The 25969-nt window shown below is 62.6% G+C and carries 25 protein-coding genes; 16 read left to right on the top strand and 9 right to left on the bottom strand.

All coding sequences use genetic code 11. From position 1 onward, the window contains the following. Positions 1 to 27: 27 nt before the first annotated feature. Positions 28 to 888, bottom strand: a complete 861-nt coding sequence (locus NGJ21_RS02505) for a DUF6279 family lipoprotein (RefSeq protein WP_115274118.1) — start codon at positions 886 to 888, stop codon at positions 28 to 30. A gap of 132 nt (positions 889 to 1020) precedes the next feature. Between NGJ21_RS02505 and NGJ21_RS02500 the strand changes: the two genes are divergently transcribed. After that, a complete protein-coding gene (locus NGJ21_RS02500) occupies positions 1021 to 1857 on the top strand; it encodes a CvfB family protein (protein WP_012315688.1) in 837 nt (278 codons plus the stop codon). Between the two features lie 2 nt (positions 1858 to 1859). Here NGJ21_RS02500 and NGJ21_RS02495 read toward each other — a convergent pair whose 3' ends face one another. Beyond that, a complete protein-coding gene (locus NGJ21_RS02495; protein WP_012315687.1) occupies positions 1860 to 2240 on the bottom strand; it encodes a hypothetical protein in 381 nt (126 codons plus the stop codon). 111 nt (positions 2241 to 2351) lie between these two features. Next, positions 2352 to 3821, bottom strand: coding sequence for a right-handed parallel beta-helix repeat-containing protein (locus tag NGJ21_RS02490; RefSeq protein WP_251961745.1), 1470 nt, complete (start codon positions 3819 to 3821; stop codon positions 2352 to 2354). Between the two features lie 244 nt (positions 3822 to 4065). Between NGJ21_RS02490 and NGJ21_RS02485 the strand changes: the two genes are divergently transcribed. The 3 genes from NGJ21_RS02485 to def all read left to right on the top strand — a co-directional run bounded on the left by NGJ21_RS02485 (position 4066) and on the right by def (position 5887). Beyond that, entirely contained in the window at positions 4066 to 4245 is a 180-nt protein-coding gene (locus tag NGJ21_RS02485; RefSeq protein ID WP_046788039.1) for a CsbD family protein, read from the top strand. 155 nt (positions 4246 to 4400) lie between these two features. Further along, positions 4401 to 5354, top strand: a complete 954-nt coding sequence (locus NGJ21_RS02480) for a YihY/virulence factor BrkB family protein (RefSeq protein WP_046788040.1) — start codon at positions 4401 to 4403, stop codon at positions 5352 to 5354. Next, a complete protein-coding gene (def, locus tag NGJ21_RS02475) occupies positions 5351 to 5887 on the top strand; it encodes a peptide deformylase (RefSeq protein WP_012315683.1) in 537 nt (178 codons plus the stop codon). The genes NGJ21_RS02480 and def overlap by 4 nt, the downstream gene beginning before the upstream one ends. Here def and NGJ21_RS02470 read toward each other — a convergent pair. After that, complete coding sequence (locus tag NGJ21_RS02470; protein ID WP_251961744.1) at positions 5842 to 6291, bottom strand: GNAT family N-acetyltransferase; 450 nt, start codon at positions 6289 to 6291, stop codon at positions 5842 to 5844. The two genes, def and NGJ21_RS02470, sit on opposite strands and share 46 nt — an antisense overlap. A gap of 276 nt (positions 6292 to 6567) precedes the next feature. Between NGJ21_RS02470 and NGJ21_RS02465 the strand changes: the two genes are divergently transcribed. Next, entirely contained in the window at positions 6568 to 6825 is a 258-nt protein-coding gene (locus tag NGJ21_RS02465; protein ID WP_003254632.1) for a DUF2790 domain-containing protein, read from the top strand. Between the two features lie 66 nt (positions 6826 to 6891). On the opposite strand, the gene NGJ21_RS02460 is transcribed toward NGJ21_RS02465, so the two are convergent. Further along, entirely contained in the window at positions 6892 to 8253 is a 1362-nt protein-coding gene (locus tag NGJ21_RS02460; protein ID WP_251961743.1) for an aminotransferase-like domain-containing protein, read from the bottom strand. Positions 8254 to 8329: 76 nt separating this feature from the next. Between NGJ21_RS02460 and NGJ21_RS02455 the strand changes: the two genes are divergently transcribed. The 8 genes from NGJ21_RS02455 to NGJ21_RS02420 all read left to right on the top strand — a co-directional run bounded on the left by NGJ21_RS02455 (position 8330) and on the right by NGJ21_RS02420 (position 13334). Beyond that, positions 8330 to 9295: a threonine dehydratase gene (locus NGJ21_RS02455; RefSeq protein WP_251961742.1), complete on the top strand. Its 966-nt coding sequence runs from the start codon at positions 8330 to 8332 to the stop codon at positions 9293 to 9295. Positions 9296 to 9342: 47 nt separating this feature from the next. After that, positions 9343 to 9594, top strand: a complete 252-nt coding sequence (locus NGJ21_RS02450) for a type II toxin-antitoxin system HicA family toxin (RefSeq protein ID WP_251961741.1) — start codon at positions 9343 to 9345, stop codon at positions 9592 to 9594. Further along, complete coding sequence (locus tag NGJ21_RS02445) at positions 9594 to 9926, top strand: type II toxin-antitoxin system HicB family antitoxin (RefSeq protein WP_039603657.1); 333 nt, start codon at positions 9594 to 9596, stop codon at positions 9924 to 9926. Before NGJ21_RS02450 ends, NGJ21_RS02445 begins: the two co-directional genes overlap by 1 nt. Positions 9927 to 10004: 78 nt before the next feature. After that, positions 10005 to 10649: a LysE family translocator gene (locus tag NGJ21_RS02440; protein ID WP_046788043.1), complete on the top strand. Its 645-nt coding sequence runs from the start codon at positions 10005 to 10007 to the stop codon at positions 10647 to 10649. Between the two features lie 125 nt (positions 10650 to 10774). After that, a complete protein-coding gene (locus NGJ21_RS02435) occupies positions 10775 to 11200 on the top strand; it encodes a YybH family protein (RefSeq protein WP_039603658.1) in 426 nt (141 codons plus the stop codon). Between the two features lie 44 nt (positions 11201 to 11244). Further along, entirely contained in the window at positions 11245 to 11589 is a 345-nt protein-coding gene (locus NGJ21_RS02430) for a YciI family protein (RefSeq protein WP_039603659.1), read from the top strand. Between the two features lie 21 nt (positions 11590 to 11610). After that, positions 11611 to 12096, top strand: coding sequence for an SRPBCC family protein (locus NGJ21_RS02425; RefSeq protein ID WP_115274123.1), 486 nt, complete (start codon positions 11611 to 11613; stop codon positions 12094 to 12096). Then, positions 12096 to 13334, top strand: a complete 1239-nt coding sequence (locus NGJ21_RS02420) for an RNA polymerase sigma factor (protein ID WP_119687599.1) — start codon at positions 12096 to 12098, stop codon at positions 13332 to 13334. The genes NGJ21_RS02425 and NGJ21_RS02420 overlap by 1 nt, the downstream gene beginning before the upstream one ends. Positions 13335 to 13375: 41 nt before the next feature. Here NGJ21_RS02420 and NGJ21_RS02415 read toward each other — a convergent pair whose 3' ends face one another. Next, entirely contained in the window at positions 13376 to 13846 is a 471-nt protein-coding gene (locus NGJ21_RS02415) for a MaoC family dehydratase (RefSeq protein WP_012315672.1), read from the bottom strand. A gap of 33 nt (positions 13847 to 13879) precedes the next feature. Then, positions 13880 to 14824 (bottom strand): alpha/beta hydrolase, encoded by a 945-nt coding sequence (locus tag NGJ21_RS02410; RefSeq protein ID WP_115274125.1) that lies wholly within the window; start codon positions 14822 to 14824, stop codon positions 13880 to 13882. A 209-nt stretch (positions 14825 to 15033) separates the two neighbouring features. Between NGJ21_RS02410 and fadD2 the strand changes: the two genes are divergently transcribed. Both fadD2 and fadD1 read left to right on the top strand, forming a co-directional pair. After that, entirely contained in the window at positions 15034 to 16722 is a 1689-nt protein-coding gene (gene fadD2 / locus NGJ21_RS02405) for a long-chain-fatty-acid--CoA ligase FadD2 (RefSeq protein WP_046788048.1), read from the top strand. Between the two features lie 302 nt (positions 16723 to 17024). Beyond that, complete coding sequence (gene fadD1 / locus NGJ21_RS02400) at positions 17025 to 18722, top strand: long-chain-fatty-acid--CoA ligase FadD1 (protein WP_046788049.1); 1698 nt, start codon at positions 17025 to 17027, stop codon at positions 18720 to 18722. 100 nt (positions 18723 to 18822) lie between these two features. On the opposite strand, the gene NGJ21_RS02395 is transcribed toward fadD1, so the two are convergent. Together NGJ21_RS02395 and NGJ21_RS02390 are read right to left on the bottom strand one after the other, a co-directional pair. Beyond that, positions 18823 to 20130, bottom strand: coding sequence for an NAD(P)/FAD-dependent oxidoreductase (locus NGJ21_RS02395; protein ID WP_196996866.1), 1308 nt, complete (start codon positions 20128 to 20130; stop codon positions 18823 to 18825). 30 nt (positions 20131 to 20160) lie between these two features. Then, entirely contained in the window at positions 20161 to 21525 is a 1365-nt protein-coding gene (locus tag NGJ21_RS02390; protein WP_046788051.1) for a glutamine synthetase family protein, read from the bottom strand. A gap of 432 nt (positions 21526 to 21957) precedes the next feature. Between NGJ21_RS02390 and hrpA the strand changes: the two genes are divergently transcribed. Further along, positions 21958 to 25863 (top strand): ATP-dependent RNA helicase HrpA, encoded by a 3906-nt coding sequence (gene hrpA / locus NGJ21_RS02380; protein ID WP_125924534.1) that lies wholly within the window; start codon positions 21958 to 21960, stop codon positions 25861 to 25863. Positions 25864 to 25969: the final 106 nt, after the last annotated feature.

Raw genomic sequence — 25969 nt, 5'->3', positions numbered from 1 at the left:
TTATTGGGCGGACACCGATTGACCTGCCTATCCCTTAAGGCACTTGAGCTCACTGAAGTCGGTACGCACCTTGGCCAGCCGCCCCTGAAGATACTGCCGCTGGGCCGGGCTGCTCTGTTGCAGCAGGTCGATCAACAGGCTGCGTGTCTGTTGCTCGCTGTTCTCGAAGGCAGCGCGGTATTGCGCAGTCCACAGGCTTTCCTTGCGCTGCAGCAATTGCGCCAGGCGCGGTTCGAAGCTTTCGTCGCTGCGCTGGTTCATGGCCATCATCAGCTGTTGTTGCCAGTGCGCACGGTTGGCGATCCACTGGCGGTTCTGGTCGCCCAGCGCCTGTGCCCAGGTTTGCACGCGCTGGCGTTGTGCTGCGGTGAGTTCGCCGAACCAGGGTGTCAGGCGTTTTTCCATGCGCTCGGCGCGGCGGGCGACCTGTTTGGATAGGGGTGTATCGACGTATTTCTCTTGCCGTTCACTGATGTCTTCACGCAAAGCTTCGCCCAGCTGCGCGACCTGGGCATCGCTCATGCCGCGCAGCAGCTCGGCGGCCGACGGGGTGATGGCTTCTGCAACGCGACCGATCGCCTGCCGGGCTTCGTTCATGCGCTGTTGCAGCGCCTGGTCGGTCACTTGCCCATCGGCGACCATGCTGCGTACGCGGTCGAGCCAGTCGAGGTACCCGGGCAGTTCGGTCGTGCAATGCCATGCCAGGTGCTGCTTGAGCCGTTCGTCGAGCAACGACCTCTGGTCACGGTTCATGGCCAGGTAGTCGTCCAGCGACCACGGGACCAGCCGGTCGAGGTTGCGGTAGGCCAGGTCTATACGGCTGCAGGCCACCAGTGCCAGCGCAAATGCCGTGGCGATGATCAGGGCTTTGGACAGGCGTAGAAACATGTGCTGATCCCTTGCAGATGGCTGGCCACACGGTAGACGCGAGTACTCCACGACGGTTCCGCCGAATCAGCGGTCGGGCGGCGCGCTGGCTTCAGGTGTAGAATAGCCGCCTTGTCTTGAGGAACATCGGAAATGGCTCTGCTTGGGCGTTACAACAGTTTGCAAATCGTGAAACACGTGGACTTCGGCCTCTACCTGGACGGCGGCCCCGACGGCGAGATCCTGCTGCCCGGGCGCTACATCCCGAAGAACGCCGAAACCGAGGTCGATGACTGGCTCAACGTGTTCCTCTATCTGGACAGCGAAGACCAGCTGATCGCCACCACCGAGAAGCCCAAGGTGCAGGTTGGCGAATTCGCCAGCCTCAAGGTCAAGGACATCAACGGTGCGGGCATCTTCCTCGACTGGGGCCTGTCCAAGGACCTGCTGATGCCGTACTCGGAAGAGGCGCGGCCGCTGAAGATCGGCGACTACTGCGTGGTGCATGTCTATCTCGACAAGCGCACCCGGCGCATCACCGCCACTTCACGGCTGGACCGCTATCTGGACCGCACCCCGGCCGATTACCAGGTCGGTCAGCCGGTCGAGCTGCTGGTGGCGGGCGAAACGCCGATGGGCTTCAAGGCCATCATCAACAACCGTCATTGGGGCCTGATCCACAAGAATGAAATCTTCAAGTTCATGCGTTCGGGCATGCATGAGAAGGGTTTCATCAAGGAAGTGCGCCATGACGGCAAGATCGCGTTGAGCCTGCAACCGGTTGGCCAGGCGCTGGCGGACGGCTTGCATGAGCAGATCATGCAGCGCCTGGAGGCCGAAGGGGGCGTGTTGCCGGTGTGCGACAAGAGCGACCCAGAGGTGATCAGCCGCATGTTCAACGTCAGCAAGGGCAACTTCAAGAAGGCCATCGGCGCGTTGTTCAAACAGGGCCGGATCGTCATCCATGACGATCGCATCGAGCGGGCCTGAGGTCAGGCCTGCACGAATGTGCTGAAGTCGAGCTGCTCGCCGCCCGGGCGGGTGTCGCGCAGCAGCGAATCACGGTCGGCGCTCAGCGCCAGGCTGATGGTCGAGCGGCGCTTGCCGGCATTGCGCACTTCCATCTGTTCCTGATGCGCCTTGAGGAAGTTGGTTGGGACCTTCAGGTGCTGCAGTTCGTCGCTTTCAGGGGTGTGCAGCAGCAGGTTGACCCAGTCGGGCTGGCCCTTGCGCAGCAGCGCCACCGGCACTTCGAACCACCACAGGTTGCGTTTGGGGTCGAGGATGGCGAACAGCGTGTTGGCACTGGTGAGCACCGGCTTGGCCAATGCTTCGTTGCGCCGGGCGATGGCGGCGGGTTTGTCGAGTTTCATGCAGGTTCCTGCGGTGTGACGCTATGAAGGGCTGCATTGTGAGGGGTGGCGGGTAGCGGAGCAAGGTTTGATGGCCCCATCGTCGGCGTGCCGGCGATGGGGCCAGCTACCCTAGCGGCGAAGTGGCTGGCTCAACTCGGAGGTCGCGCCATCGGCCGTGGTCACGGTGGCGGTAAAGCTGCGCAGCCCATCGGCATTCTCCAGCCGCTGGGCAAACTGCGCCTGCCCCTTGGCATCGCTGTTCACCAGTACTTCCCCCAGGTATTGCTCAGCCTCCGTGCCTTGTGCCTGGGCATTGCCGAACAGCTCGACCCGCAGCAGGCTCGATGCCGGCCCCTGCACTTCGCCGCGCAGCACATTGTCGTTCAGGGCCAACAGCCGTGGTGCCTGCTGGTTATGGTTGGGCAGCGGCTGGCAGGGCTTGGGCTGGCCCTTGGCATCGCAGATCACGGCCTGGTCCTTTTTCGGCAGGTCGGCACCGACCCCGCGAGAGCCTACGTACAGTGCATGGGCCTGGGCTGGCACGCCAAAAACGATGGCGCCCGTGCGCTGATCCGGTACGCAAGAGCCGCCAGCTTCGCAGCGGCGGATATCCAGGCTGTTGCCCCAGATCCGGTTACCGGTCAGGCGCGTGGTGGTGACCTCCGGCTCCGGGCGCAGCGCCACGCCGATGCGGTTGCCGTGGATCAGGTTGCCGTCGAGGATATTGCCTTGGCCGGTGACGCTGACGCCGATCGAGTTGCCGCTGAAGGTATTGGCGCCCAGGTAGTTGCGCTTGCCCCAGTTGATCTGCAGGCCGTCGGAGTAGTTCTCGAAGCGGTTGCGTACCACGCTGTTGTCGTTGCCCAGCAGAATCTCGATGCCTTGGGACGGCTCCGGGTTGGCTGCAGTCGAACGGAACAGGTTGTCGGCCACCAGGTTGAACGCCGCGCCGCGGGTCAGCTCCAGGCCATCGCCATTGTCGATCAGCTGGTTGCGCAGCACCTTGTTGTTGACCGTGGTGGTGGCCGTGGGGTTACCGGCACCGTCATCGCCGGTCAGCATGATACCGGCACCGCCCTTGTTGGCGACGATGCGGTTGTCTTCGATGACGTTGTGGCTGGCGCGGTTGACCAGGATGCCGATGCAGAAGTTGCGCACTTCCAGGCCACTGAGGTGCACGCCCTGGGTGTCGCGCAGCACCAGCCCGGGGTTGGTCGTGGTGCGCACGTTGGTGCCGAACTGGCCGGGCAGGGCGCCGGGGCAGGTGCGTACTCCCTGGTCCTTGATATAGCCGGCGCCGTCGATGGCGACGTATTGGCCGTCGCGCGCCCAAGGCAGGCCGGTGATCTGCACCGGGCCTTTGATTTCAGGCAGGGCGCGGGTCGGCCGGATGACAAACGGGGCTTGGCCGACTGCGGCGATGTCGATGCGGTAGTGGCCGGGCTTTTGGTTGCTGGTTTCGATCGCCCAGCGCAGGGTGCCTGGCTGGCTGTCGTCGGTGTAGCGGTCGACCCGCAGGGTTTCGGTGGCCGGTGCGCCAGCGATCGCGGGCAGGGGCAGCAGCGGCAGCAAGGCTGCCAGCAGGGGCATCAAACGCATGGGTGCAGGTTCCGTAAGCTGTTGTTTTTATAAGCATGCAACCTCTATAGGGCTGCCGTTTGCCCGCGATTCTAGGGCAGCAGGCCGGCATTGCGCAGACGTAGGTAGCCGATTCAGTGCGGTATTCGCCCGCAGATTTACCGCTCGGCTTGAGATTGCAAAAATGTTTGAAACTCCTGAACTGGCCGCTGGGTCCACCTTTTGTCGACACGGATCACGTGTCTCCATTTGCAGGAGATTTGCCATGAGCGGCACTAAAGACAAAGTCAAAGGTATGGCCAACGAAGCAGTGGGCAACATCAAGCAAGGTGTTGGCAAAGTCACCGACAATGACAAGCTGCGCGCAGAAGGCAAGGCCCAGGAAATCAAGGGCGAAGGGCAGCAGGTCAAGGGCGACGTCAAGGATGCTGTGAAAAAGCCTTGATCACGGTATGACTACAGCCCCGTCGCCAGCAGACGGGGATGGGGCTGTTGATCAAGACGGCGAATTTTTCTTCAAGTCCAGCAGGGAGCAGCACACCAGTCGCGTGGTCTATTAGACTTCCCTGATGTACTGATCAAGCGGCGAAAGGAGACGCTATGATTTTTCCCGACCTGGGTGGCTTGCCCCTTCACCGCATCCTGGTGCGCACCGTCAAGGAATTCCTTGACGACGAGATGTCCACCTACGCCTCTGCGCTTGCTTACCAGATGCTGTTTTCGTTGTTCCCGTTCCTGCTATTCCTGATCGCACTGATCGGTTTTCTGCACCTGCCGGATTTCTTCTCGTGGCTGCGAATGCAATCGGAGCTGGTACTGCCGCCCCAGGCGTTGGAACAGGTCAACCCCGTCATCGATCAGTTGCAGCAGTCCAAAGGTGGCCTGCTGTCGGTGGGTATCGTCATCGCGCTGTGGACCGCCTCTGCAGGCGTACGGCTGATGATGAGTGCCATGAATGCCGCCTATGACGTGCCCGAAGGGCGCCCGGTGTGGAAGCGCATACCATTGTCGATTGTCTATACCGTCGGCATTGCCGGTATGCTGCTGGCGGCGGCAGCGTTGATGGTGCTGGGGCCTCAGGTGATGGAGTGGATCGCGGCTCAGATCGGCATGCAGGAAGTGATCGTCACGGTGTGGACGATCTTGCGGTGGCCGGCGATCATCATCCTGATGATGGTGGCGGTGGCGGTGATCTACTACGTGATGCCCGACGTGAAACAGAAGTTTCGCTTCATCACTCCAGGCTCAGTGCTGGCGGTGGTGGTCTGGATCATCGCTTCGCTGGCATTCGCTTACTATGTGAAGACTTTCGCCGACTACAACGCCATGTATGGCAGTATCGGTGCGATCATTGTATTGCTGTTGTATTTCTACATTTCTGCCGCCGTATTGTTGCTGGGCGCGGAGATGAACGCTGTGATCGAACATATGTCCGCTGAGGGCAAAGACCCTGGCGAAAAGGATTTCGAGGGCGATAAAGCCAAGGAAACCCTGACCGTGCTCGGCCATGAACATCCCGTCGAGCCCCAGCCTACCGAGCAGAACCCGCGATGATCCGTGACATCCTGAAGATGGGCGACGAGCGCTTGCTGCGCGTCGCAGCCCCGGTGCCAGAACACCTGATCGGCAGCGCCGAACTGCAGCAGTTGATCGACGACATGTTCGAAACCATGCGCCATGTCGGCGGCGTGGGGCTGGCCGCACCGCAGGTCGGCATCGACCTGCAACTGGTCATTTTCGGTTTCGAGCGCAGTGAGCGTTATCCCGATGCCGAGGCGGTGCCACAGACCATTCTCCTCAACCCGGTGATCACTCCGCTGTCCACCGAGATCGAGGAGGGGTGGGAAGGCTGCTTGTCTGTGCCTGGCCTGCGCGGGGTGGTGCCTCGCTACAAGCACATCAGCTATGAGGGCATCGACCCGCAGGGCAACCCGGTCAACCGGGTTGCCGACGGGTTTCATGCGCGCGTGGTACAGCATGAATGCGACCACCTGATCGGGCGGCTGTATCCTTCGCGGATTCAGGATTTCGCCAAGTTCGGTTACACCGAGGTACTGTTCCCTGGGCTGGACGCCAGCGACGACTGACCATGCACCATCGCCATCAGGCGTTTGCTGCGTTGGTAGCGTGCCAGGCGTGACCCCAGCGCTTCAGGCAACCTGCTCGCCGGGGAGAAACCCAGACGTTGGTAAAAGGCTTCGAGGTCCGGGTGGCAGAACAGCCACGTTGGGCCGCGACCTTCGGCCAGTGCTGCGTTGACCAGGCGCGCGGCCACACCCTGGTTTCGCCACTCTGGGGCTACCAGCAGGCCGGTGAGCCACCGGCCACCGGCAACAGCGCTCAAGCTCAAGCCCGCAACGATTTCGCCGCTGCGCGCCACCCACAACTCACCCTCGCTGGCTGCACGCATGCGCGAGCCCTGCTGGCGATAGAAGTGGTCTAGCAGCCGCCGCTCAAGGTCGGTCAGTGGGGTGCAGAGGAGTGGCGTCATGGTATTCCGCTGGCAAACAGCTCTAGCCCAATGATTTCGGGCCATCAATCCGTTTCGCTTTGTCGCAGATTGTTGCAAAAGCTGCAAGGGTGAATGTCCGAGTTCGGGGTTCAACTATTCCAGGCCGGGAGTAGAATTTCACGTATCCCCCCTGGCAGTACGACAAAGCGGGATCGGTACTTCGTGTCATCTTCGCAGTTGATGACAACTTCTCCGCGCCATTGACGGCATATGAAGTCAATCGATCAGCTTGATTGATTTAAAGGCCAAACATCCATGAAACCATTACTGATTCTTGCATTGGTCGGTATGTCCTCGTTCGCCCTTGCCGATGAGGCCAAACCCGTCTCCAGCGAGCCTGTGGCCCAGCAGTACGACTATTCCATGAACCTGGACATCAAACGGGTGATCAACCTGTCGACCATCCCCAATGTCTGCGAAGTGGTGCCTGCGACCATGACCTATGAAGACCATCAGGGCCAGGTGCACACCATTCAGTACCGCGCCATGGGCGAAGGTTGCCAGCAGGGTTGATGTTCCTGCGTTAGCGGCCTTTTCGCACTGGGCAGTAGCGAAGAGGCTGCTTTCGTCACGCGGGGCTCATTGAGCAGACAGTACCTGGCGTATTACTTCCAGGCCGCGTTTCAGTTCAGCCCGGCTGCCTGCCGCCGACAGGCTGATGCGTACGGCCTGCACCTCGCTTGCGCCAATGGCGAAGACACTCGCCGGGACGACTTCCACACCTTGCTCCCGACATTGCTTTACCACCGCCTCAGCCCCCTGCGGCGTGCCCAGCCACGCGTGGGGTGAAGGCTGGCCTGTGTTGTGCAGCCTACCAGCCAGCAGCCTGCGTGCCAGGCGCCAGCGTTCGCAAATTTCTGCTTTCTGCCAGGCCAGCCGCCGTGTGGCGGTACCGTCATCGATCCACTGGCAAGCGACATGCAAGCCCAATGGCGACACCGGCCAGTGGCTGGCCTGGGCATGCGGGTCGACCTGTGACAGCAACTTCGCGCTGGCCACGATCCACCCCAACCTCAAGCCTGCAGCTACGGTCTTGGACAGGCTGCTGATGTAGATCCCTTGATCGCCCAATAGCGGGTAGAGCGGCGGCCGGTCGCTGAGTGCGCCATACACATCATCTTCGATCACCAATAACCCCAGGCGTTTGACTACCCCAGCGATTGCCTCGCGGCGAGCATCATCCATGCAGGCGCCCGTGGGGTTGTGCAGGGTAGGTGTGGTCACCAGCACGCGGGCACCGCTGGCGCGCGCCACCCGGTCCAGGTCATCAGGCCGCAGGCCTTGGTTGTCCAGTGCGACGCCATGCACGGGCAGACGCAGTTGCCGGCAGGCGGCCTTGATGCCCGGAGCGGTCAGGGCTTCAAGCATGACGGGCTCACCCGCCTGGCAGAATGACTGCAGCACCAGGGCCAGCGCCTGCTGGGCTCCGCCGCACAGCAACAGGTGGTCCGCCGACAGGGCCAGGCCGCGATTGCCCAGCCAGTGGGCGCCGCGGATGCGCCCCAGCAGCAACTGTTCGGGGCCCAGGTAATGGTCGAGCAAGCCGTGGTCGTGACCTTGCAGCAGCCTGCGCAAGCTGTCGTGCAGATCATGATTGTGCGGATCGGCAACCGGTACATTGGTCGACAGGTCGATCAGCCGCGTTTGCCCTTCGCAGTGTTTGAGGCGAAACAAGGTCGCTTCCTTGCTCCCCGCCAGCACATAGGTACCGCGGCCCACTTCACCCGCCACCAGGTGGCGAGCGGCGGCTTCACGGTAGGCCTGTTGGGTGGTGCTGGGGTTCAGGCCCAGTTTCCAGGCCAGGCGCCGTTGCGGCGGCAGGCGGTCACCGACCTTGAGCACGCCGCGCTCGATGGCGTTGCCTATAGCGTCGACCAGTGCCAGATACCGGGGTTGGTCATCCTCGACGAGCTGCGGGATCCACACGAAATTGCTACCCATGCAATATAAGGTTGTACCCATACAATGCCCGGCGCTTAGGATCGGATCAACCACCTACCGAAAAGGGATGATCGCCATGTTCGACCTTGCCGCCCTGCGCGAAGCCGCCGCTTTCGTTCACCAACATGTACCCGCCACGCCCCAGCACGCCTGGCCGTTGCTGGCTGAGCGGCTGGGCTGCGAGGTGTGGGTGAAGCACGAAAATCACGCACCCACCGGGGCTTTCAAAGTCCGGGGCGGTCTGGTCTATGTGCGCTCGCTGCTGGCGGGCGGCAATCCACCCCGAGGGCTGGTCACCGCAACCCGTGGCAACCACGGCCAAAGCATGGCCCTGGCGGCACGGCAGGCAGGCATTGCGTTGGTCATCGTAGTCCCTGAGGGCAATTCCACAGAGAAGAACGCCGCCATGCGCGCACTGGGGGCCGAGTTGGTCGAGCACGGTGTGGATTTCGATGTGGCCCGTGAAGAAGCCGCGCGGCTGGCCGAGGTGTTGGGGTATGCCATGGTGCCTTCGTTCCACCCGGAGTTGGTGCGGGGCGTGGCCACTTATGCCCTGGAGTTGTTCGAGGCTGTGCGTGACCTGGACTGCGTTTACGTGCCGATCGGCATGGGGTCAGGCATTTGCGGGCTGATCCAGGCGCGTAAACTGCTGGGTTTGAAAACCCAGATCGTCGGTGTGGTGTCCAGCGCCGCCGATGCCTATGCCCAGAGCTTTGAGCAGGGCCATATCGTCACCACTGCCATTGCCGAAACCTTCGCCGATGGCATGGCTTGCCGGGTACCCCATCCGCAAGCCTTTGCCCTGGTGCGCGAGCATGCTGCGCGGATCGTGCGGGTCACCGACAGTGAAGTCGCCGAAGCCATGCGGGTTTACCACGAGGCCACGCACAACACTGCCGAAGGTGCAGGTGCCGCAGCCCTGGCGGCGTTGATGCAAGAGCGCGAACAGCAGGCCGGCAAGCGCGTGGCTGTGGTGTTGAGCGGAGCGAACGTGGACCGGGCGCGGTATGCGCGGATTCTGGCGGGCAATGAAAGATCCTGAATGAATATCTTGGAATAAGTGCTATCTTATTTTGATAGCATTTTTCCATGAATACTCGATACCGAAAAATTCTCGACGCTATCCTGAGGACGCCAACCACGTCGTCACTAGCCTTTTCCGAGATTGAAACGCTGGTGCTGCACCTCGGGGGGCAGGTGCTGGAGCGGCAAGGCTCCCGGGTCAAACTGGTGCTTGGCGGCCAGTGCTGGAGGTGCCATCGTCACCATCCAGGCAAGGAGGCCAGGCGGTATCAGATTGAAGAGGCCCGCGAATTCTTGCTGCGGGCAGGAGTGAAATGATGAGTTGCATGCGCTACAAGGGCTATGCCGCCCGTATTGAATATGATGAGCGTGATGATATTTTCGTCGGCCGCGTGCTGGGGATTCGCGACATCATCAGTTTCCACGCAAGTTCTGTCCCGGAACTGCATGAGGCCTTCCGTCATGCGTTGGAGGACTACCTGGCCGATTGCGCGGAACAGGGCATCACTCCCGAAAAGCCGGCATCGGGGAAGGTCATGCTGCGTATTCGGCCCGAAATCCATGCCGCTGCCAGCGTTGCTGCCCGTGCGGCAGGCAAAAGCCTGAACCAGTGGGCCGACGAGGTGTTTGAACAGGCGGCGCTGGCCTGATCGAACACTTGTTCTTCCAATCCCGCAATCACTCATGGCAGGCTCTACGGCGCTCATTTACCCGTCATCGAGTATTCAATGCCTTTCTCCAACGGTTTTCTCCTCAGCCTGTCCCTGTGTCTTGATATCGGTGTGGCCAATATCGCCATGATCACCCTGGCCATGCAGCGCGGTTTCCTGCAAGGGTTCTGGCTCGGCCTGGGCACGTGTGTCGGTGACCTGGTGTATGCGATCGCAGCGCTGGCCGGCATGACCGTGTTGCTGCAGTTCGAGAGCGTGCGCTGGGCCTTGTGGCTGGGTGGTTCGGCGCTGCTGGTGTGGTTCGCGCTGAAGATGCTGCTGGCGGCCTGGCGCGGCGGGCATATGGAAGCGCGCAGCGAGGTGGTGGCGGAATCGGCCTGGCGCGAATTCATGCGCGGTATCTTCCTGGCCATGTCGTCGCCCACCGCCATTTTGTGGTTCGCCGCTGTCGGTGGCGTGCTGATTTCCCGTTCCGGTGGCGGTAGCCTGCTGGAGGCCGGGTTGTTTCTCGGCGGCTTTTTCGCTGCAGGGCTGGTCTGGTGCCTGAGCCTGTGCGGCATCGCCAGCCATGGTGGGCGTTTGCTCGGTGACCGTCTGCTGACGTGGTCATACCTGCTCTCGGCAGCGATTTTCTGCTATTTCGCGGTGTACGTGATCGTTTCGGGCTATCGCGAATTCATACTGGCCAGCCCGGGCGTGTAGGCAGTTACAGGGGGCCGCCGCGCCTGTCAGCCTTTTTCCTCCCTGTTGTCGATTTCCCGCTCTCTCGTTCGACCAGTGTTGAAGGCGCCGAGTACCGGCGCCACCCGCACTTCGGAGAGCCCCTCATGAATACCCAGGCCGAAAGCGAAATCCGTGAACTGATCGAACGCTGGATGCAAGCGGTGCGCGATCGTGACATCCCAGGTATCACCGCCCCCTATGCCGACGACATCGTCGCCTTCGATGCGATCAAGGAACTGCAGTTCAAGGGCAAGGCCGTGTACCAGGCACATTGGGAAATGTGCATGGGTTTTTGCACCGGCCCGATGACGTTCGAGTTGGCCGAACTCACGGTGTACGCCGATGGCGAGCTGGGCCTGGCCCATTGGCTCAACCGCTGCGGCCCGTCGGATGACGAAAGCCAGTGCGGTTTCATGCGCGTCACCGTGGGCTATCGCAAGACCGCCGGCCAGTGGCGGGTCATCCACGAGCACTGGTCGGCGCCTTTCGATGTGGAAACCCAGAAAGCGCTGTTTGATCTCAAACCCTGATCAGCTATCGCCAAACGCACTTTGCCAATGCCGTGGAGATCACCATGAAATACCTGTGCCTGGTCTATTGTGACGAGGGGCTGCTGCACAGCTTGCCCGACAGCCCCGAAGATGCCGAATGCATGGCTTACGCCGAGTCGCTGCAGCGCTGTGGGCGCATGCTCGCGGCCGAGGCGCTGAAACCGGTGCAGACCGCCACCACGGTACGCATGCGTGGTGGCCACATGAGCCTGACCGATGGCCCGTTCGCCGAGACCAAAGAGCAGCTTGCGGGTTTTTACCTGGTCGATGCCCGCGATCTCAACGAGGCATTGAACATTGCCAAAGGCATCCCGGCCGCACGGGTCGGCAGCGTTGAAGTAAGGCCCGTGCGCGAACTGCAACCCTGACCGCAACGGAGAACAACAAGAATGAGCCTTGCCCAACCTGCGCAAGCGCAACACGAGTTGGCCATCAGCCGCCTGATCGACGCCCCGCCCGCCAAGGTGTTCCGTGCCTGGACCGAACCCCAGTGGCTGATGCAGTGGTGGGGGCCGCATGGCATGACCACGCCTGAATGTGAAATGCAGCTCTGGGTCGGTGGCCTGTTTCGTACCTTGATGCGCGCCCCCGACGGTACCGACTACCCCACCCAGGGTGTGTTCCTGGAGATCGCCGCGCCACGTCGGCTGGTGTTCACCGATGCGTTCGGGCCAGGCTGGGTGCCGTCTGCCAAGGCCTTCATGACCGCAGTGGTGACCTTTGACGAGGAACACGGCAAGACCCGTTATACCGCCCGCGCTTGGCACTGGAGCGCTGCCGACTGCACGGCCCATGAAGAAATGGGTTTTCACCAGGGGTGGGGAGAAAGCCTGGACCGCCTGGTGGAGGTGGTGACCCAGCGGATGCCGGACTGATGGCAACGCTGGTGCAGGTACGCGCCGAGATCGAGGGGGTTTACCGGCGGGACTCGCGGCGTATCCTGGCGACGCTGATCCGCCTGCTGGGGGATTTCGACCTGGCAGAGGAGGCCATGCATGATGCCTTCTTCATTGCCGTCGAGCGCTGGCAGCGTGACGGTATCCCCCAAAACCCACGTGCATGGCTGGTGTCGACCGGCCGTTTCAAGGCCATTGACGCGGTGCGGCGGCGTGCGCGTTTCGACCGTTCGCAGGCTGACCTGATCATGCTCATCGAGGGCCAGGGGCAAGACCCCAGTGATGAGGCATTGCTCGCCGACGATCGCCTGCGGCTGATCTTCACGTGCTGCCACCCGGCTCTGGCTGCCGATGCGCAGGTGCCTTTGACGTTGCGCGAAGTCTGTGACCTGACCACTGAGCAGATCGCCCGTGCCTTCCTGCAGAGCCCAGCGACCATTGCCCAACGCATCGTGCGCGCCAAGGCCAAGATCCGCGACGCACGCATTCCTTACCAGGTGCCGGAGCTGCACGAATTGCCTGAGCGCCTGGAAAGCGTGTTGCGGGTGATTTACCTGGTGTTCAACGAGGGCTATTCGGCGTCTTCGGGTGAGGCGTTGGTGCAACAGGCGTTGAGTGACGAAGCCATTCGCCTCGGTCGCTTGCTGGTGCAGTTGTTACCGGACCCGGAGGCGGTCGGTTTGCTGGCGCTGATGTTGCTGCAGGCGTCACGCCAGCACGCGCGTAGCGATGCCCAAGGCAATCTGGTGCTGCTCGAGCAGCAGGATCGCAGCCTGTGGGACGGTGCGCAAATCAGCGAAGGCTGTGAATTGGTGCAGCTGGCGTTGCGCAGCCGGGCGTTCGGTGCCTACACGGTGCAGGCGGCGATTGCAGCGGTGCATGCGGAGGCTGCGAGCGCAAGTGAAACGGACTGGGCGCAGATTGTCGGCCTTTACGATGTGCTGCAGCGGCATTGGCCGTCCGCAGTGGTGGCGCTCAACCGAGCGGTGGCATTGGCCAAGCGGGATGGGCCGCGGGTGGGGTTGGCGGAGATTGAAACAATTCTGGCGACTGGCGAGTTGCGCGACTATCACCTGGCGCATGCGGCAAGGGCGGAGCTGCATTACCAGTTGGGTGAGGCAGAACAGGCCCGTGCGGCCTGGCGGCAGGCGCTGGAGTTGACGCATCAGGCGCCGGAACGGCGGCATATCGAGGGAAAGCTGCAGGCGTTGGAATGACCCGGCAGCACCGGCCCTGTCGCCGGTACTGCCTGAAGCCATCAGCTGGCGACAAAATTGGGCGGCGATACCAGCTCTACCGTCTGCTGCTTGCGCGGCGCCAGGATCTCTGCCTCGCCCTCTACAACCAGCTCATCGTTCTGGTTGTACACGTTGGTGGCGATGCGCACTTTGAACTTGGGCAGCTTCTCGAGGATTTCCAGGCGCACGGTCAGGGTGTCGCCGATTTTCACCGGCTTCTGGAAGCTCATCTTCTGGCCCAGGTAGATGGTGCCGGGGCCGGGCAGGGTGCAGGCTACTGCCGCGCTGATCAGCGCGCCGCTGAACATGCCATGGGCAATGCGCTCACGGAACATGCTCTTGGCGGCGAATTCGGCATCCAGGTGCACCGGGTTGTGGTCACCGGACATCGCGGCGAACAGCTGGATGTCGCGTTCTTCCACAGACTTTTCGTAACTGGCCTTCTGGCCGACTTCTAGAGCTTCGTAAGGCGTGTTGGTGACCTGGGTCATTGGCGCTTCCTTGATGGGCGGACAAGGCCGTTATCATTCACTGCGGGCAGGGCGGCCAAGGGCCAGCGCCTGCTCCAGCCACGCGAGGATATCGGCGGTGACCTCGTCCCGATTGAGTTCATTGAGCACTTCGTGCCGCGCCTTGGGGTAGACGCGCAGTTGTACATGTCGATTGCCGGTCGCGCGCAGGGCGTCGGCCAGATGGGTGAGACGCTTGCCGGCACTCACCGGATCACATTCACCGCCAATCACCAGCAACGGCAGGTTCGGATCGATCTGCGCGAGGTTCTTCGCCTGGCTGATCTGCGCCAGGCCGTGCAGCAAGTCTAGCCACAACTGGTTGCTGCAGCGAAAACCGCACAGCGGGTCGCTGACGTACCTGTTTACCTCTTCAGGGTCGCGGCTTAGCCAGTCGAAGGCGGTACGGGTGGGTTTAAAGGCTTTGTTGAACGAGCCGAACGACAGCCACTCGATCAGCGCACTCTTGCCTTGCGGGCCTTGGCGCAACGCCTCCAGCCGGGCGATCAGGCGCGCCATGCGGTACAGCGCCGGCGGCTGGAAATTGGAGCCGCTGAGGATCGCCCCGTGCACGCTGCCACTGTGGTGCATCAGGTAAGCCTGGGCGATGTAGCTGCCCATGCTGTGGCCGAACAGGAACAGCGGTGTGCAGGGGAACTGCTGGCCGATGTGCTGTGTGAGCAGGGCCAGGTCGTTGACCACGGCATTCCAGCCATGTTGCCGGGCGAACAGGCCGAGGCTACCCCGTTCGGCGGTACGGCCGTGGCCGCGCAGGTCCGCAGCCAGCAGCGCATAGCCGGCAGCGCTCAGCGCCTGGCCCAGGCGCTGGTAGCGCCCGGCATGTTCGGCCATGCCGTGCGCCAGCAGCACCACGGCCTTGACCGGCGTGGCCGGCAGCCATTGGTGCACGTACAGGCTGCAATGCTCGCTGGCCGGCAGCCAGAAGGCGTCGTAAGGCATGGCGGATCCTTTGCGCTGGGGTACGAGCACAGTGTATGCGCAAGCGGCCGGATTGCAGGAAGGGCACAAATAAGATTCACAATGTTAATGGCGGCACTTGGCATATATGCCACCTCAGGCTTACCTGCTAACGTCGGTTGAACGCCTTTTTGCCATCAGGCAAAGGGATTACAGGCTAAGAGCGGGTTCAGGCAGAGGAACAATAATAAATGCAAGCCGACTTCTGGAATGACAAGCGCCCGGCGGGCGTGCCTTCCACCATCGATATCCATGCGTACACCTCGGTCGTCGAAGTTTTCGAGCGATCCTGCAAGCGCTTCGCCGACCGCCCGGCGTTCAGCAACCTGGGCAAGACCCTGACCTATGGCGAACTCGACCGCCTTTCGGCGGCCTTTGCTGCCTGGCTGCAGCAGCATACCGACCTGGTGCCGGGTGACCGCATCGCCGTACAGATGCCCAACGTGCTGCAGTATCCCATTGCGGTGTTCGGCGCCCTGCGCGCCGGGCTGATCGTGGTCAACACCAACCCGCTGTACACCGAGCGTGAAATGCGCCACCAGTTCAAAGACGCCGGTGCCCGCGCCCTGGTGTACCTGAACATGTTCGGCAAGCGGGTCCAGGAGGTGCTGCCCGATACCGGCATCGAATACCTGATCGAGGCGAAGATGGGCGACCTGTTGCCCATGGCCAAGGGGTGGTTGATCAACACCGTGGTCGACAAGGTCAAGAAAATGGTCCCGGCCTATCATCTGCCCCAGGCCATCTCGTTCAAGCAGGCACTGCGCGAGGGCGCGGCGCTGAGCCACAAGCCGGTAACGCTGAGCTTGGACGACATCGCCGTGCTGCAGTACACCGGCGGCACCACGGGCCTGGCCAAGGGCGCCATGCTCACCCACGGCAACCTGGTGGCCAACATGCTGCAGGTGCTGGCGTGCTTTTCGCAGCATGGCCCGGACGGGCAGAAGCTGATCAAGGAAGGCCAGGAGGTGATGATCGCGCCGCTGCCGCTGTACCACATCTATGCCTTTACCGCGAACTGCATGTGCATGATGGTCACCGGCAACCATAACGTGTTGATCACCAACCCGCGCGATATCCCTGGCTTCATCAAGGAACTGGGCAAGTGGCGGTTCACCGCACTGTTGGGGTTGAACACCCTGTTCGTGGCGCTGATGGATCACCCGGGCTTCCGGCAGCTGGATTTCTCGGCGCTCAAGGTGACCAACTCTGGCGGTACGGCACTGGTCAAGGCCACCGCCGAACGTTGGGAGAGCCTGACCGGCTGCCGCATTGTCGAGGGCTACGGCCTGACAGAGACTTCGCCAGTGGCCAGCACCAACCCTTATGGCGAGCTGGCACGCCTGGGTACCGTGGGCATACCGGTGGCAGACACAGCATTCAAGGTCATCGATGATGAGGGCAATGAACTGCCGCTCGGTGAGCGGGGCGAGTTGTGCATCAAGGGCCCGCAGGTGATGAAGGGGTACTGGCAGCAACCCGAGGCTACGGCGCAGACCCTGGATGCTGATGGCTGGCTGAAAACCGGCGACATTGCAGTGATCGACCCGGACGGCTTTACGCGTATCGTCGACCGCAAGAAGGACATGATCATCGTCTCGGGCTTCAACGTGTACCCCAACGAAATCGAAGACGTGATCATGGGCCACCCGAAGGTGGCCAACTGCGCCGCCATCGGCGTGCCTGACGAGCGTTCGGGCGAGGCCGTCAAACTGTTCGTGGTGGCCCGTGAGGGCGGGCTCAGCGTCGATGAACTCAAGGCCTACTGCAAGGCCAACTTCACAGGTTACAAAGTGCCCAAGCACATCGTGCTGCGCGAGTCGTTGCCGATGACCCCGGTGGGCAAGATCCTGCGTCGCGAGCTGCGCGACATCGCGTAAGGGGGGCGAGCTTCAAACTTCAAGTTTCAAGCTGCAAGAGGGGGCGTGCGCCGCTCTAGCTTGCAGCTTGCCGCTTGAAACTTGGCGCTCTAAGTCAAATACTCTAAAAATGACTTGTATCCTTCATTGAGTCATTTTTGTGACCGTAAGGCCCGTTTTGGCCTCTAGGCGACCCTTTGCAAAGCTGTTACTCTCGGCCCGCTTTCAGATGATTCGGTTTGCAACGAACCGCCATCTCATATCAATAATAAACGCATCGACGCGTAAATCGAACTTCGCTGTTGCTGAAGGAGTGGGCTTCCATGATCGACCATTTTTGGAAGGATAAATACCCAGCCGGGATTACGGCGGAAATCAATCCTGACGAATTCCCCAATATCCAGGCGGTACTCAAGCAATCCTGCCAACGCTTTGCCGACAAACCGGCCTTTAGCAACCTGGGCAAGACCATCACCTACGGCGAGTTGTATGCCCTGTCGGGCGCTTTTGCGGCCTGGCTGCAGCAGCACACCGACCTCAAGCCGGGTGATCGCATTGCCGTACAGCTGCCGAATGTCCTGCAGTACCCGGTAGCGGTGTTCGGTGCCATGCGCGCCGGCCTGATCGTGGTCAACACCAACCCGCTGTATACCGCACGGGAAATGGAACATCAGTTCAACGACTCCGGTGCCAAGGCGCTGGTGTGCCTGGCCAACATGGCGCACCTGGCCGAGAAAGTGGTGCCCAAGACCCAGGTCAGGCACGTCATCGTCACTGAAGTGGCCGACCTGTTGCCACCGCTCAAGCGCCTGCTGATCAACAGCGTGATCAAGTACGTGAAGAAGATGGTGCCGGCCTATAACCTGCCGAACGCCGTGCGCTTCAACGATACCCTGGCGCTGGGCAAGGGCCAGCCGGTGGCCGAGGCCAACCCGCAAGCCAATGATGTTGCCGTGCTGCAGTACACCGGCGGCACCACAGGTGTGGCCAAGGGCGCAATGCTGACGCACCGCAACCTGGTGGCCAACATGCTGCAGTGTCGGGCGCTGATGGGTTCGAACCTGCATGAAGGTTGCGAGATCCTCATCACGCCGCTGCCGCTGTACCACATCTATGCCTTTACCTTCCATTGCATGGCGATGATGCTGATCGGCAACCATAACGTGCTGATCAGCAACCCGCGTGACTTGCCGGCAATGGTCAAGGAGCTGGGCAAGTGGAAATTCAGCGGCTTCGTCGGCCTCAACACCCTGTTCGTTGCCCTGTGCAACAACGAGGCGTTCCGTGCGCTGGACTTCTCGGCGTTGAAGATCACCTTGTCCGGTGGTATGGCGCTGCAACTGAGCGTGGCCGAGCGCTGGAAAGCCGTCACCGGTTGCGCCATTTGCGAAGGCTATGGCATGACCGAGACCAGCCCGGTTGCGGCGGTCAATCCCGCCGAAGCCAACCAGGTCGGCACCATCGGTATCCCGGTGCCCTCGACCCTGTGCAAGGTCATCGATGACAGTGGCACCGAACTGCCGCTGGGCGAGGTGGGCGAGCTGTGCGTCAAGGGGCCGCAGGTGATGAAGGGCTACTGGCAGCGTGAAGATGCCACCGCCGAGATCCTCGACAGTGACGGTTGGCTGAAGACCGGGGACATTGCCCTGATCCAGCCGGATGGCTACATGCGCATCGTTGACCGCAAGAAGGACATGATCCTGGTCTCGGGCTTCAACGTGTATCCCAACGAGCTGGAGGACGTACTGGCAGCCCTGCCGGGTGTGCTGCAGTGCGCTGCGATCGGCGTGCCGGATGAAAAGTCGGGCGAACTGATCAAGGTGTTCATCGTGGTCAAGCCGGGCATGACCGTCACCAAGGAGCAGGTGATGGAGCACATGCGTGCCAACGTCACCGGCTACAAGGTGCCGCGTTACATCGAGTTCCGCGACGCGCTGCCAACGACCAACGTGGGCAAGATCCTGCGCCGCGAGTTGCGTGATGAAGAGCTGAAGAAGCAGGGTTTGAAGAAGATCGCCTGATCGCTGCCCATTGCCCCGCAATATCCGCATCACGCTGAAAATCTGGGGCCGCTTTGCGGCCCTTTCGCGACACGAGGCCGCTCCTACAGGGGGAGAGCAATCAACGCAGTTTTTCCAGCATCTGGTAGTACCACATCCCTGCCGCCAACAGCGGATTGCCCAGCAGGTCCCCCATCGGCACCTTGATGTGCTTGCACCCGGCAAAGGTATCGAACTTCTCCAGCGTTCCAGTCAGCGCCTCGGCCATGATTTCGCCCATGATGTGGCTGGTGGCGATGCCGTGCCCCGAATAGCCCTGGCAATACCAGACGTTGTCCGAAAGCTTGCCCAGCTGCGGTATGCGATTGACCACGATACCCATCGCGCAGCTCCACTGGAACTCGATCGGCACCCCTTTGAGGGCCGGGAAGGTGCGCTCGATGCACGGGCGCAGTTCACCTGCGATATCACGGGAATCCTTGCCCGAATAGTTGGCGCCGCCGCCGAACAGCAGGCGTTTGTCGGCAGTGAGGCGGTAGTAGTCGAGCACGAAACGGCAGTCGTACACCGCCAGGTCCTGGGGGTTGATCTGTTCGGCCAGTTCGCCCAGCGGCACGGTGGTGACGATGCCACCCATGGCGGGGAAGATCTTGCCCTTTAGCTGGCGCTTTTCCAGTTTGTGGTAAACGTCGCCGGCCAGCATCACCTGGCGTGCTTCGATTCGGCCTTGGGCAGTGACCACTGCAGGGCGCGGGCCGTGCACGATGTCCAGTACCTCGGAGTTCTCGAAGATCAGCGCGCCCAGTGCATGGGCGGCACGCGCCTCGCCCAGGCACAGGTTGAGCGGGTGCAGGTGCAGGTTGCGCAGGTTTTTCAGCGCGCCTAGGTACAACGGGCTTTGCAGGTGTTCGGCAACCGAGTTGCGGTCGAGCATGTGCACCTGATCACCCATGCCGCGGCGCTGCGCTTCGGCCTCGAAGGTGCGCAGCTCGTTGAGGTGTGACGGTTTCATCGCTGCATGCAGGTGGCCGCGCTTGAGGTCACAGTCGATGCCATAGCGCTCGACCCGCTGCTCGATGATCTGGTGCCCGCGCCAGCGCAGGTGCCAGATGAAGTCATCCACTTCACTGCCCAGGCGGTCGCGCATCTGCGTGCGCATGGCTTCGTCGCCCGAGAGGCTGCCGGTGACCTGGCCGCCGTTGCGGCCGCTGGCGCCCCAGCCGATGCGGTTGGTTTCCACCACCGCCACTTTCAGGCCGCGCTCGGCCAGCTCCACGGCGGTGGCTACGCCGGTGAAACCGCCGCCGATAATGGCTACGTCGACCTGCACGGTGCCCTTGAGCTGCGGGTACTGCGTGTGGTCGTTGAGGGAGGCACTGTAGTAGGACGGCGCGCGCTGGGCCGGGCCGTTGTTCACTGCTGCGTTCATGGGTGTTCCTTATTCTGAATAGGGTGAGGCTCAGGCCTGGTGCAGGTACCAGCGCCAGTCCTGTTCGCTGACTTCGGCCATGAACTGGCGATACTCGGCGCGCTTGACCTTCAGGTACACCCCGAGGAAGTCCGCGCCGAGTGCTTCGCGTGCCCACGCCGAACGCTCCAGTGCGTCGAGGGCGGTCAGCCAGTCGGTGGGCAGGTGTTCGGTGGCCTGGGCGTAGCCGTTGCCTTCGACCGGTGCGCCCGGGTCGAGTTGTTCGCGGATGCCGCGGTGGCTGGCGGCGAGAATCGCCGCAGCGGCCAGGTACGGGTTGGCGTCGGCGCCACAGATGCGGTGTTCGACATGGCGGCTGTTGGCCGGCCCGCCGGGCACGCGCAAGCTGACCGTGCGGTTGTCGACACCCCAGGTTGGCGCCAGCGGTGCATAGCTGTTGGCCTGGAAGCGACGGAACGAGTTGGCGTTGGGGCAGAACAGCAGCAGCGAGTCGCGCAGGTGGCGTAGCATGCCGGCAACCGCTTGGCGCAGAAGGGGAGTGCCGGCCTTGTCTTCGCTGGCGAACAGGTTGTTGCCGGCGCTGTCGGCCAGGCTCAGGTGCATGTGCATGCCGGTGCCGGCCAGTTGCGCGAAGGGTTTGGCCATGAAGCACGCCTGCATGCCGTGGGCGTGCGCCACGCCTTTGACCAGGCGCTTGTAGCGCACGGCCTGGTCCATCGCTTCCAGGGCATCGCCATGCTCCAGGGTGATTTCCACCTGGCCTGGGGCGTACTCCGAAATCGCCGTGCGGGCCGGGATGCCCTGGGCTTTGCAGGCCGCGTAAAGGTCGGCGAGAAACGGCTCTATCTGCTCCAGTTCACGCAGGCCATAGACCTGGGTGCTGCGCGGGCGGCCGCCATCATTGTCCAGGGCCGGTTGCGGCCGGCCTTGGGCGTCACGCTGCTGGTCGAGCAGGAAAAACTCCAGTTCGCACGCCATCACCGGGTGGTAGCCGTCGGCCTTGAGCGCTTCGATGGTGCGCAACAGCACATGGCGCGGGTCGGCGACGCTGGCCGGTAGGCCTTCGCTGGGGTGCATGCTGACTTGCACGGCGGCGGTCGGCACGCGGCGCCATGGCAGGCGTACCAGGCTGCCCTCCAAGGGGTAGGCGCGGCAGTCGATGTCGCCGACGTCCCAGACCAGCCCGGAGTTTTCCACGTCATCGCCATTGAGGGTCAGGCCCAGGATGGTACTGGGCAGCGGGCGGCCGCTCTGGTAAACCGCCAGCAGCTCGTCGCGGTGCAGCAGCTTGCCGCGCGGCACGCCGTTGGCGTCGAGGATGAACAGTTCGAACAGCTCGATATCGGGGTTTTCGGCAAGGAAACGTCGGGCGTGTTCAACGGGGGCAAAGTGCATGAGGGATTCGCTCGTGTGCATACAGGACCGCCGCTTGGCGGCGGTCCGGCTGAGTCAATCGGCCGAAAGGTGGCCGGGCTTTGTCAGATGCGCGAGTGAAGTGTCCGGTGGGCGGGCGTGGCGGCAATGCCAGAGGGCCCAGAAGGCCAGGATCACATGGACCAGCGGATTTTCACCGGCGCAGGTGCGGGCCTTCGGTAGCGAAGGGCGCGAAAGCGGCGGGGCGATGGGCTGGACGGGGATCATGCATTGGATACTCACATGCGACGTCACGTTGATTAAAGCAGTGAATGGCAACCTTCACTCTGGTAACGGCTAAACATTGGCGGGGGCCGGTACAGACAGCAAAAAGCCGGCAAATCTGCGACAATCGCGCATCCTTCGAATGCCGATCATGCAAAAGCAGGCTCACCTGCATCACTAAAAAGCCCCATGACTGACCACGCCATCGACAAACTGCTGCAAAACCTCGACCACGCCATGATCGCCGACCGCCATCGCCTGCGCCGGCAACTGCATGAGCTGCGCAAGCGCCCCGACGAGGCCAAGCTCGCGCAGTGGGTGGAGAAGGTCCAGGCGTCTTGCGCCCAGGTGACCGCGCGTCAGCACAGTGTGCCGCGCATCCGCTACGACGACAGCTTGCCGATTGCCGCCAAGCGCGACGAGATCAAAAAGGCATTGGCCGAAAACCAGGTCCTGGTGATTGCCGGTGAGACCGGTTCGGGCAAGACCACCCAGCTACCCAAGATCTGCCTGGAGCTGGGCCGCGGCAGCCACGGCCTGATCGCCCACACCCAGCCACGGCGGATTGCCGCGCGCAGCGTTGCTGCCCGTGTGGCTGAAGAGTTGGGTACACCGCTGGGCGCCCTGGTCGGTTACCAGGTGCGGTTCGAGGACCAGAGCGACGCCAACACCTTGGTCAAGCTGATGACCGACGGCATCTTGCTGGCCGAAACCCAGCATGACCGCTTCCTCGAGCGCTACGACACGATCATCGTCGACGAGGCGCACGAGCGCAGCCTGAACATCGATTTCCTGCTCGGCTACCTCAAGACCCTGCTGCATCGCCGCCCGGACCTGAAGCTGATCATCACTTCGGCGACCATCGACCTGGAGCGCTTCTCCAAGCATTTCGATGGTGCGCCGATCATCGAGGTATCCGGCCGTACCTACCCGGTGGACACCTGGTATCGCCCGCTGACCAGTGAACAGGACGAAGAAGGCAACCAGGTCGAGGACGACCTCACCGTCGACCAGGCGATCCTCGCCACCCTCGATGAGATCGCCCACCACGAGCGCAGCGAGGGCAAGGGCCCCGGCGACGTGCTGGTGTTCCTGCCGGGCGAGCGCGAGATTCGCGATGCCGCCGAGATCCTGCGCAAGGCCCAGTTGCGTCATACCGAGATCCTGCCGCTGTATGCGCGCCTGTCTCCGGCCGAGCAGCAGCGTATCTTCCAGTCGCACACTGGCCGCCGTGTGGTGCTGGCCACCAACGTGGCGGAAACCTCGCTGACCGTGCCAGGCATCCGCTATGTGATCGACACCGGTACCGCGCGCATCAGCCGCTACAGCTACCGGGCCAAGGTCCAGCGCTTGCCGATCGAAGCGGTATCCCAGGCCAGCGCCAACCAGCGTAAAGGCCGTTGCGGCCGTGTCGAGCCGGGCATTTGCATACGCCTTTACAGCGAAGAAGACTTCAACGGCCGGCCAGCCTTCACCGACCCCGAGATCCTGCGCACCAACCTGGCGGCGGTGATCCTGCAGATGCTGCACCTGCGTCTGGGCGCCATCGATGCCTTCCCGTTCATCGAGCCGCCGGATGGCAAGGCCATCAGCGACGGTTTCAACCTGCTGCAGGAGCTGTCGGCGGTCAACCGCGAGAACCAGCTGACGCCCCTGGGCCGTCAGCTGGCGCGCTTGCCGATCGACCCCCGGCTGGGCCGGATGCTGCTCGAAGGCGCCCGTCAGGGCAGCCTGCAGGAAGTGCTGATCGTCACCAGTGCATTGTCGGTGCAGGACCCGCGCGAGCGCCCGCCGGAGCGTCAGCAGGCGGCTGACCAGGCGCATGCGCAGTGGAAGGATGTGGATTCCGATTTTGCCGCACTGGTCAACCTGTGGCGAGGCTTTGAGGAGCAGCGCCAGGCGCTGACGGCCAACCCGCTACGCAACTGGTGTCGCAAGAATTTTCTCAACTATTTGCGCCTTCGCGAATGGCGTGACGCCCATCGTCAGTTGGCGCTGATCTGCCGTGACCTGCAACTGACGGTGAACAAGGACCCGTCCGACTACCAGAAGATGCACAAAGCCATCCTCAGCGGGCTGCTCAGCCAGATCGGCCACAAGACCGAAGACGGCGACTACCAGGGCGCGCGTCAGCGGCGTTTCTGGGTGCACCCGTCCTCGGGCATTGGCCGCAAGCGCCCGCAGTGGGTCATGGCCGCCGAGTTGGTGGAGACCACCAAGTTGTATGCGCGCATGGTGGCCAAGATCGAGCCCGACTGGATCGAGCCGCTGGCGACTCACCTGGTCAAGAAAAACCACTTCGAACCGCACTGGGAGAAGAAGCGCGGGCAGGTGGTGGCCTACGAGCAGATCACCCTCTACGGGCTGATCCTGGTCGGCCGCCGCCCAGTGCATTACGGTCCGATCGACCCGGTTACCTCGCGTGAGCTGTTCATACGCGAAGGGCTGGTTGGAGGCGAAATCCAGTCGCGGGCCAAGTGCCTGGCCGCCAACAAGCGCCTGCTTGAAGAGCTCGACGAGCTGGAAGCCAAGGCGCGTCGGCGCGACATTCTTGCCGATGAAGAAACCCTCTACGCCTTCTATGAGGCGCGCCTGCCAGCGGAGATCCACCAGACCGCGACCTTCGACAGCTGGTACCGCATGGGCAGCCAGAAGGATGCCAGCCTGCTGATCATGCGTGAGGAAGACGTGTTGGCCCGTGAGGCCAGCGAAGTCACTGCGGCGCAATACCCGGACAGCCTGCAGGTCGGCGAGCTGCGCCTGCCGCTGAGCTACCACTTCGAACCGGGCCACCCGCGTGACGGCGTGACGGTAAGGGTGCCCGCGCCGCTGTTGCCAAGCCTGCCGGGCGAGCGTCTGGAGTGGCTGGTGCCGGGCTTGCTTGAAGCCAAGTGCGTGGCGTTGGTGCGCAACCTGCCCAAGGCCCTGCGCAAGAACTTCGTGCCGGTACCGGACTTCGTCAAGGCGTCGCTGGCACGCATGACGTTCGGCCAGGGTGCCTTGCCTCAGGCTTTGGGCCAGGAGCTGTTGCGCATGACCGGTGCCCGTGTGTCCGATGAGGCCTGGGCAGAGTCGGTAGGCCTGGTCGAAGGGCATCTGCGTATGAACATCGAGGTGGTCGATGGCCAGGGCAAGTTCCTCGGCGAGGGCCGCGACCTGGCCGAGTTGACCGCACGCTTTGCCGCCGCCAGCCAGGCAGCGCTGGCTGTGCCGCGCGACGACAAGGGCGCGCAGCCGGTGCAGGCCAAGGCCTTCAGTGAAGTGAAGCAGACCGCCCAGCAGAAGATCGCCGGGCTGTCGATGACGGTGTACCCGGCATTGGTGGAAGAGAGCGGCAGCGTGCGCGAGGGGCGTTTCTCGACCCAGGCCGAAGCCGAGTTCCAGCATCGCCGTGCCTTGCAGCGCCTGTTGCTGCAGCAGTTGGCAGAGCCTGCCAAGTTCCTGCGCGGCAAGCTCCCGGGGCTGACCGAACTGGGCTTGCTGTACCGCGAACTGGGCCGTGTCGAGGCGCTGGTGGAGGATATCCTGCTGGCCAGCCTCGACAGTTGCATCCTCGAGGGGGAGGCCACGCTACCGCGCGATGGCGCAGCATTGGCCGGGCTTGCCGAGCGCAAGCGCGGCAGCTGGGCCGAGCATGCCGAGCGCCTGGCCCGCCAGACGCTGGAAGTGCTCAAGCTGTGGCACGGCCTGCAGAAGCGTTTCAAAGGCAAGATCGACCTGAGCCAGGCGGTGGCGCTGAACGACATCAAGCAGCAGTTGGCCAACCTGGTGTATCCGGGCTTCGTGCGCGAGACGCCTTCGGCCTGGTTCAAGGAGCTGCCGCGCTACCTCAGGGCGGTGGAGTTGCGCCTGGAGAAGCTTGGCAGCCAGGTGCAGAAGGACCGGGTGTGGAGTGGCGAGCTGACCAACCTCTGGGCCCAGTACAAGGCCCGTGCCGACAAGCACGCCCAGGAAGGCAAGCGCGACGAGCAACTGACCTTGTACCGCTGGTTGCTGGAAGAATATCGGGTGTCGCTGTTTGCCCAGCAATTGGGCACGAAAGTACCGATTTCTGACAAACGTCTCAGCAAACAGTGGTCTCAGGTGGAAGCCTAAACCCCGCAAGTTGTGGCAATATTGAGGCAATTTGGGGCCGCATTGCGGCCCCTTGCGGGTTCAACCTGCGCCTTGAACTTGGTACTAAAGTGCTATTACTCCAGCC

It is taken from the genome of Pseudomonas sp. Marseille-Q5299 (assembly GCF_943737035.1).
Taxonomy (GTDB): domain Bacteria; phylum Pseudomonadota; class Gammaproteobacteria; order Pseudomonadales; family Pseudomonadaceae; genus Aquipseudomonas; species Aquipseudomonas putida_E.
The sequence above is the reverse complement of the archived record's forward strand: the minus strand, read 5'-3'. Positions and strand labels throughout refer to the sequence as shown.

Excerpts from the sequence above, each read along its gene's own strand:
- NGJ21_RS02470 (WP_251961744.1), bottom strand. The coding sequence starts at position 6,291 with ATGACGCCACTCCTCTGCACCCCACTGACCGACCTTGAGCGGCGGCTG.
- NGJ21_RS02440 (WP_046788043.1), top strand. The coding sequence starts at position 10,005 with ATGCCTTTCTCCAACGGTTTTCTCCTCAGCCTGTCCCTGTGTCTTGAT.
- NGJ21_RS02480 (WP_046788040.1), top strand. The coding sequence starts at position 4,401 with ATGATTTTTCCCGACCTGGGTGGCTTGCCCCTTCACCGCATCCTGGTG.
- fadD2 (WP_046788048.1), top strand. The coding sequence starts at position 15,034 with ATGCAAGCCGACTTCTGGAATGACAAGCGCCCGGCGGGCGTGCCTTCC.
- NGJ21_RS02420 (WP_119687599.1), top strand. The coding sequence starts at position 12,096 with ATGGCAACGCTGGTGCAGGTACGCGCCGAGATCGAGGGGGTTTACCGG.
- NGJ21_RS02485 (WP_046788039.1), top strand. The coding sequence starts at position 4,066 with ATGAGCGGCACTAAAGACAAAGTCAAAGGTATGGCCAACGAAGCAGTG.
- def (WP_012315683.1), top strand. The coding sequence starts at position 5,351 with ATGATCCGTGACATCCTGAAGATGGGCGACGAGCGCTTGCTGCGCGTC.
- NGJ21_RS02430 (WP_039603659.1), top strand. The coding sequence starts at position 11,245 with ATGAAATACCTGTGCCTGGTCTATTGTGACGAGGGGCTGCTGCACAGC.
- NGJ21_RS02500 (WP_012315688.1), top strand. The coding sequence starts at position 1,021 with ATGGCTCTGCTTGGGCGTTACAACAGTTTGCAAATCGTGAAACACGTG.
- NGJ21_RS02410 (WP_115274125.1), bottom strand. The coding sequence starts at position 14,824 with ATGCCTTACGACGCCTTCTGGCTGCCGGCCAGCGAGCATTGCAGCCTG.
- NGJ21_RS02490 (WP_251961745.1), bottom strand. The coding sequence starts at position 3,821 with ATGCGTTTGATGCCCCTGCTGGCAGCCTTGCTGCCGCTGCTGCCCCTG.
- NGJ21_RS02445 (WP_039603657.1), top strand. The coding sequence starts at position 9,594 with ATGAGTTGCATGCGCTACAAGGGCTATGCCGCCCGTATTGAATATGAT.
- fadD1 (WP_046788049.1), top strand. The coding sequence starts at position 17,025 with ATGATCGACCATTTTTGGAAGGATAAATACCCAGCCGGGATTACGGCG.
- NGJ21_RS02465 (WP_003254632.1), top strand. The coding sequence starts at position 6,568 with ATGAAACCATTACTGATTCTTGCATTGGTCGGTATGTCCTCGTTCGCC.
- NGJ21_RS02455 (WP_251961742.1), top strand. The coding sequence starts at position 8,330 with ATGTTCGACCTTGCCGCCCTGCGCGAAGCCGCCGCTTTCGTTCACCAA.
- NGJ21_RS02450 (WP_251961741.1), top strand. The coding sequence starts at position 9,343 with ATGAATACTCGATACCGAAAAATTCTCGACGCTATCCTGAGGACGCCA.
- NGJ21_RS02415 (WP_012315672.1), bottom strand. The coding sequence starts at position 13,846 with ATGACCCAGGTCACCAACACGCCTTACGAAGCTCTAGAAGTCGGCCAG.
- NGJ21_RS02395 (WP_196996866.1), bottom strand. The coding sequence starts at position 20,130 with ATGAACGCAGCAGTGAACAACGGCCCGGCCCAGCGCGCGCCGTCCTAC.
- NGJ21_RS02390 (WP_046788051.1), bottom strand. The coding sequence starts at position 21,525 with ATGCACTTTGCCCCCGTTGAACACGCCCGACGTTTCCTTGCCGAAAAC.
- hrpA (WP_125924534.1), top strand. The coding sequence starts at position 21,958 with ATGACTGACCACGCCATCGACAAACTGCTGCAAAACCTCGACCACGCC.
- NGJ21_RS02505 (WP_115274118.1), bottom strand. The coding sequence starts at position 888 with ATGTTTCTACGCCTGTCCAAAGCCCTGATCATCGCCACGGCATTTGCG.
- NGJ21_RS02435 (WP_039603658.1), top strand. The coding sequence starts at position 10,775 with ATGAATACCCAGGCCGAAAGCGAAATCCGTGAACTGATCGAACGCTGG.
- NGJ21_RS02495 (WP_012315687.1), bottom strand. The coding sequence starts at position 2,240 with ATGAAACTCGACAAACCCGCCGCCATCGCCCGGCGCAACGAAGCATTG.
- NGJ21_RS02460 (WP_251961743.1), bottom strand. The coding sequence starts at position 8,253 with ATGGGTAGCAATTTCGTGTGGATCCCGCAGCTCGTCGAGGATGACCAA.
- NGJ21_RS02425 (WP_115274123.1), top strand. The coding sequence starts at position 11,611 with ATGAGCCTTGCCCAACCTGCGCAAGCGCAACACGAGTTGGCCATCAGC.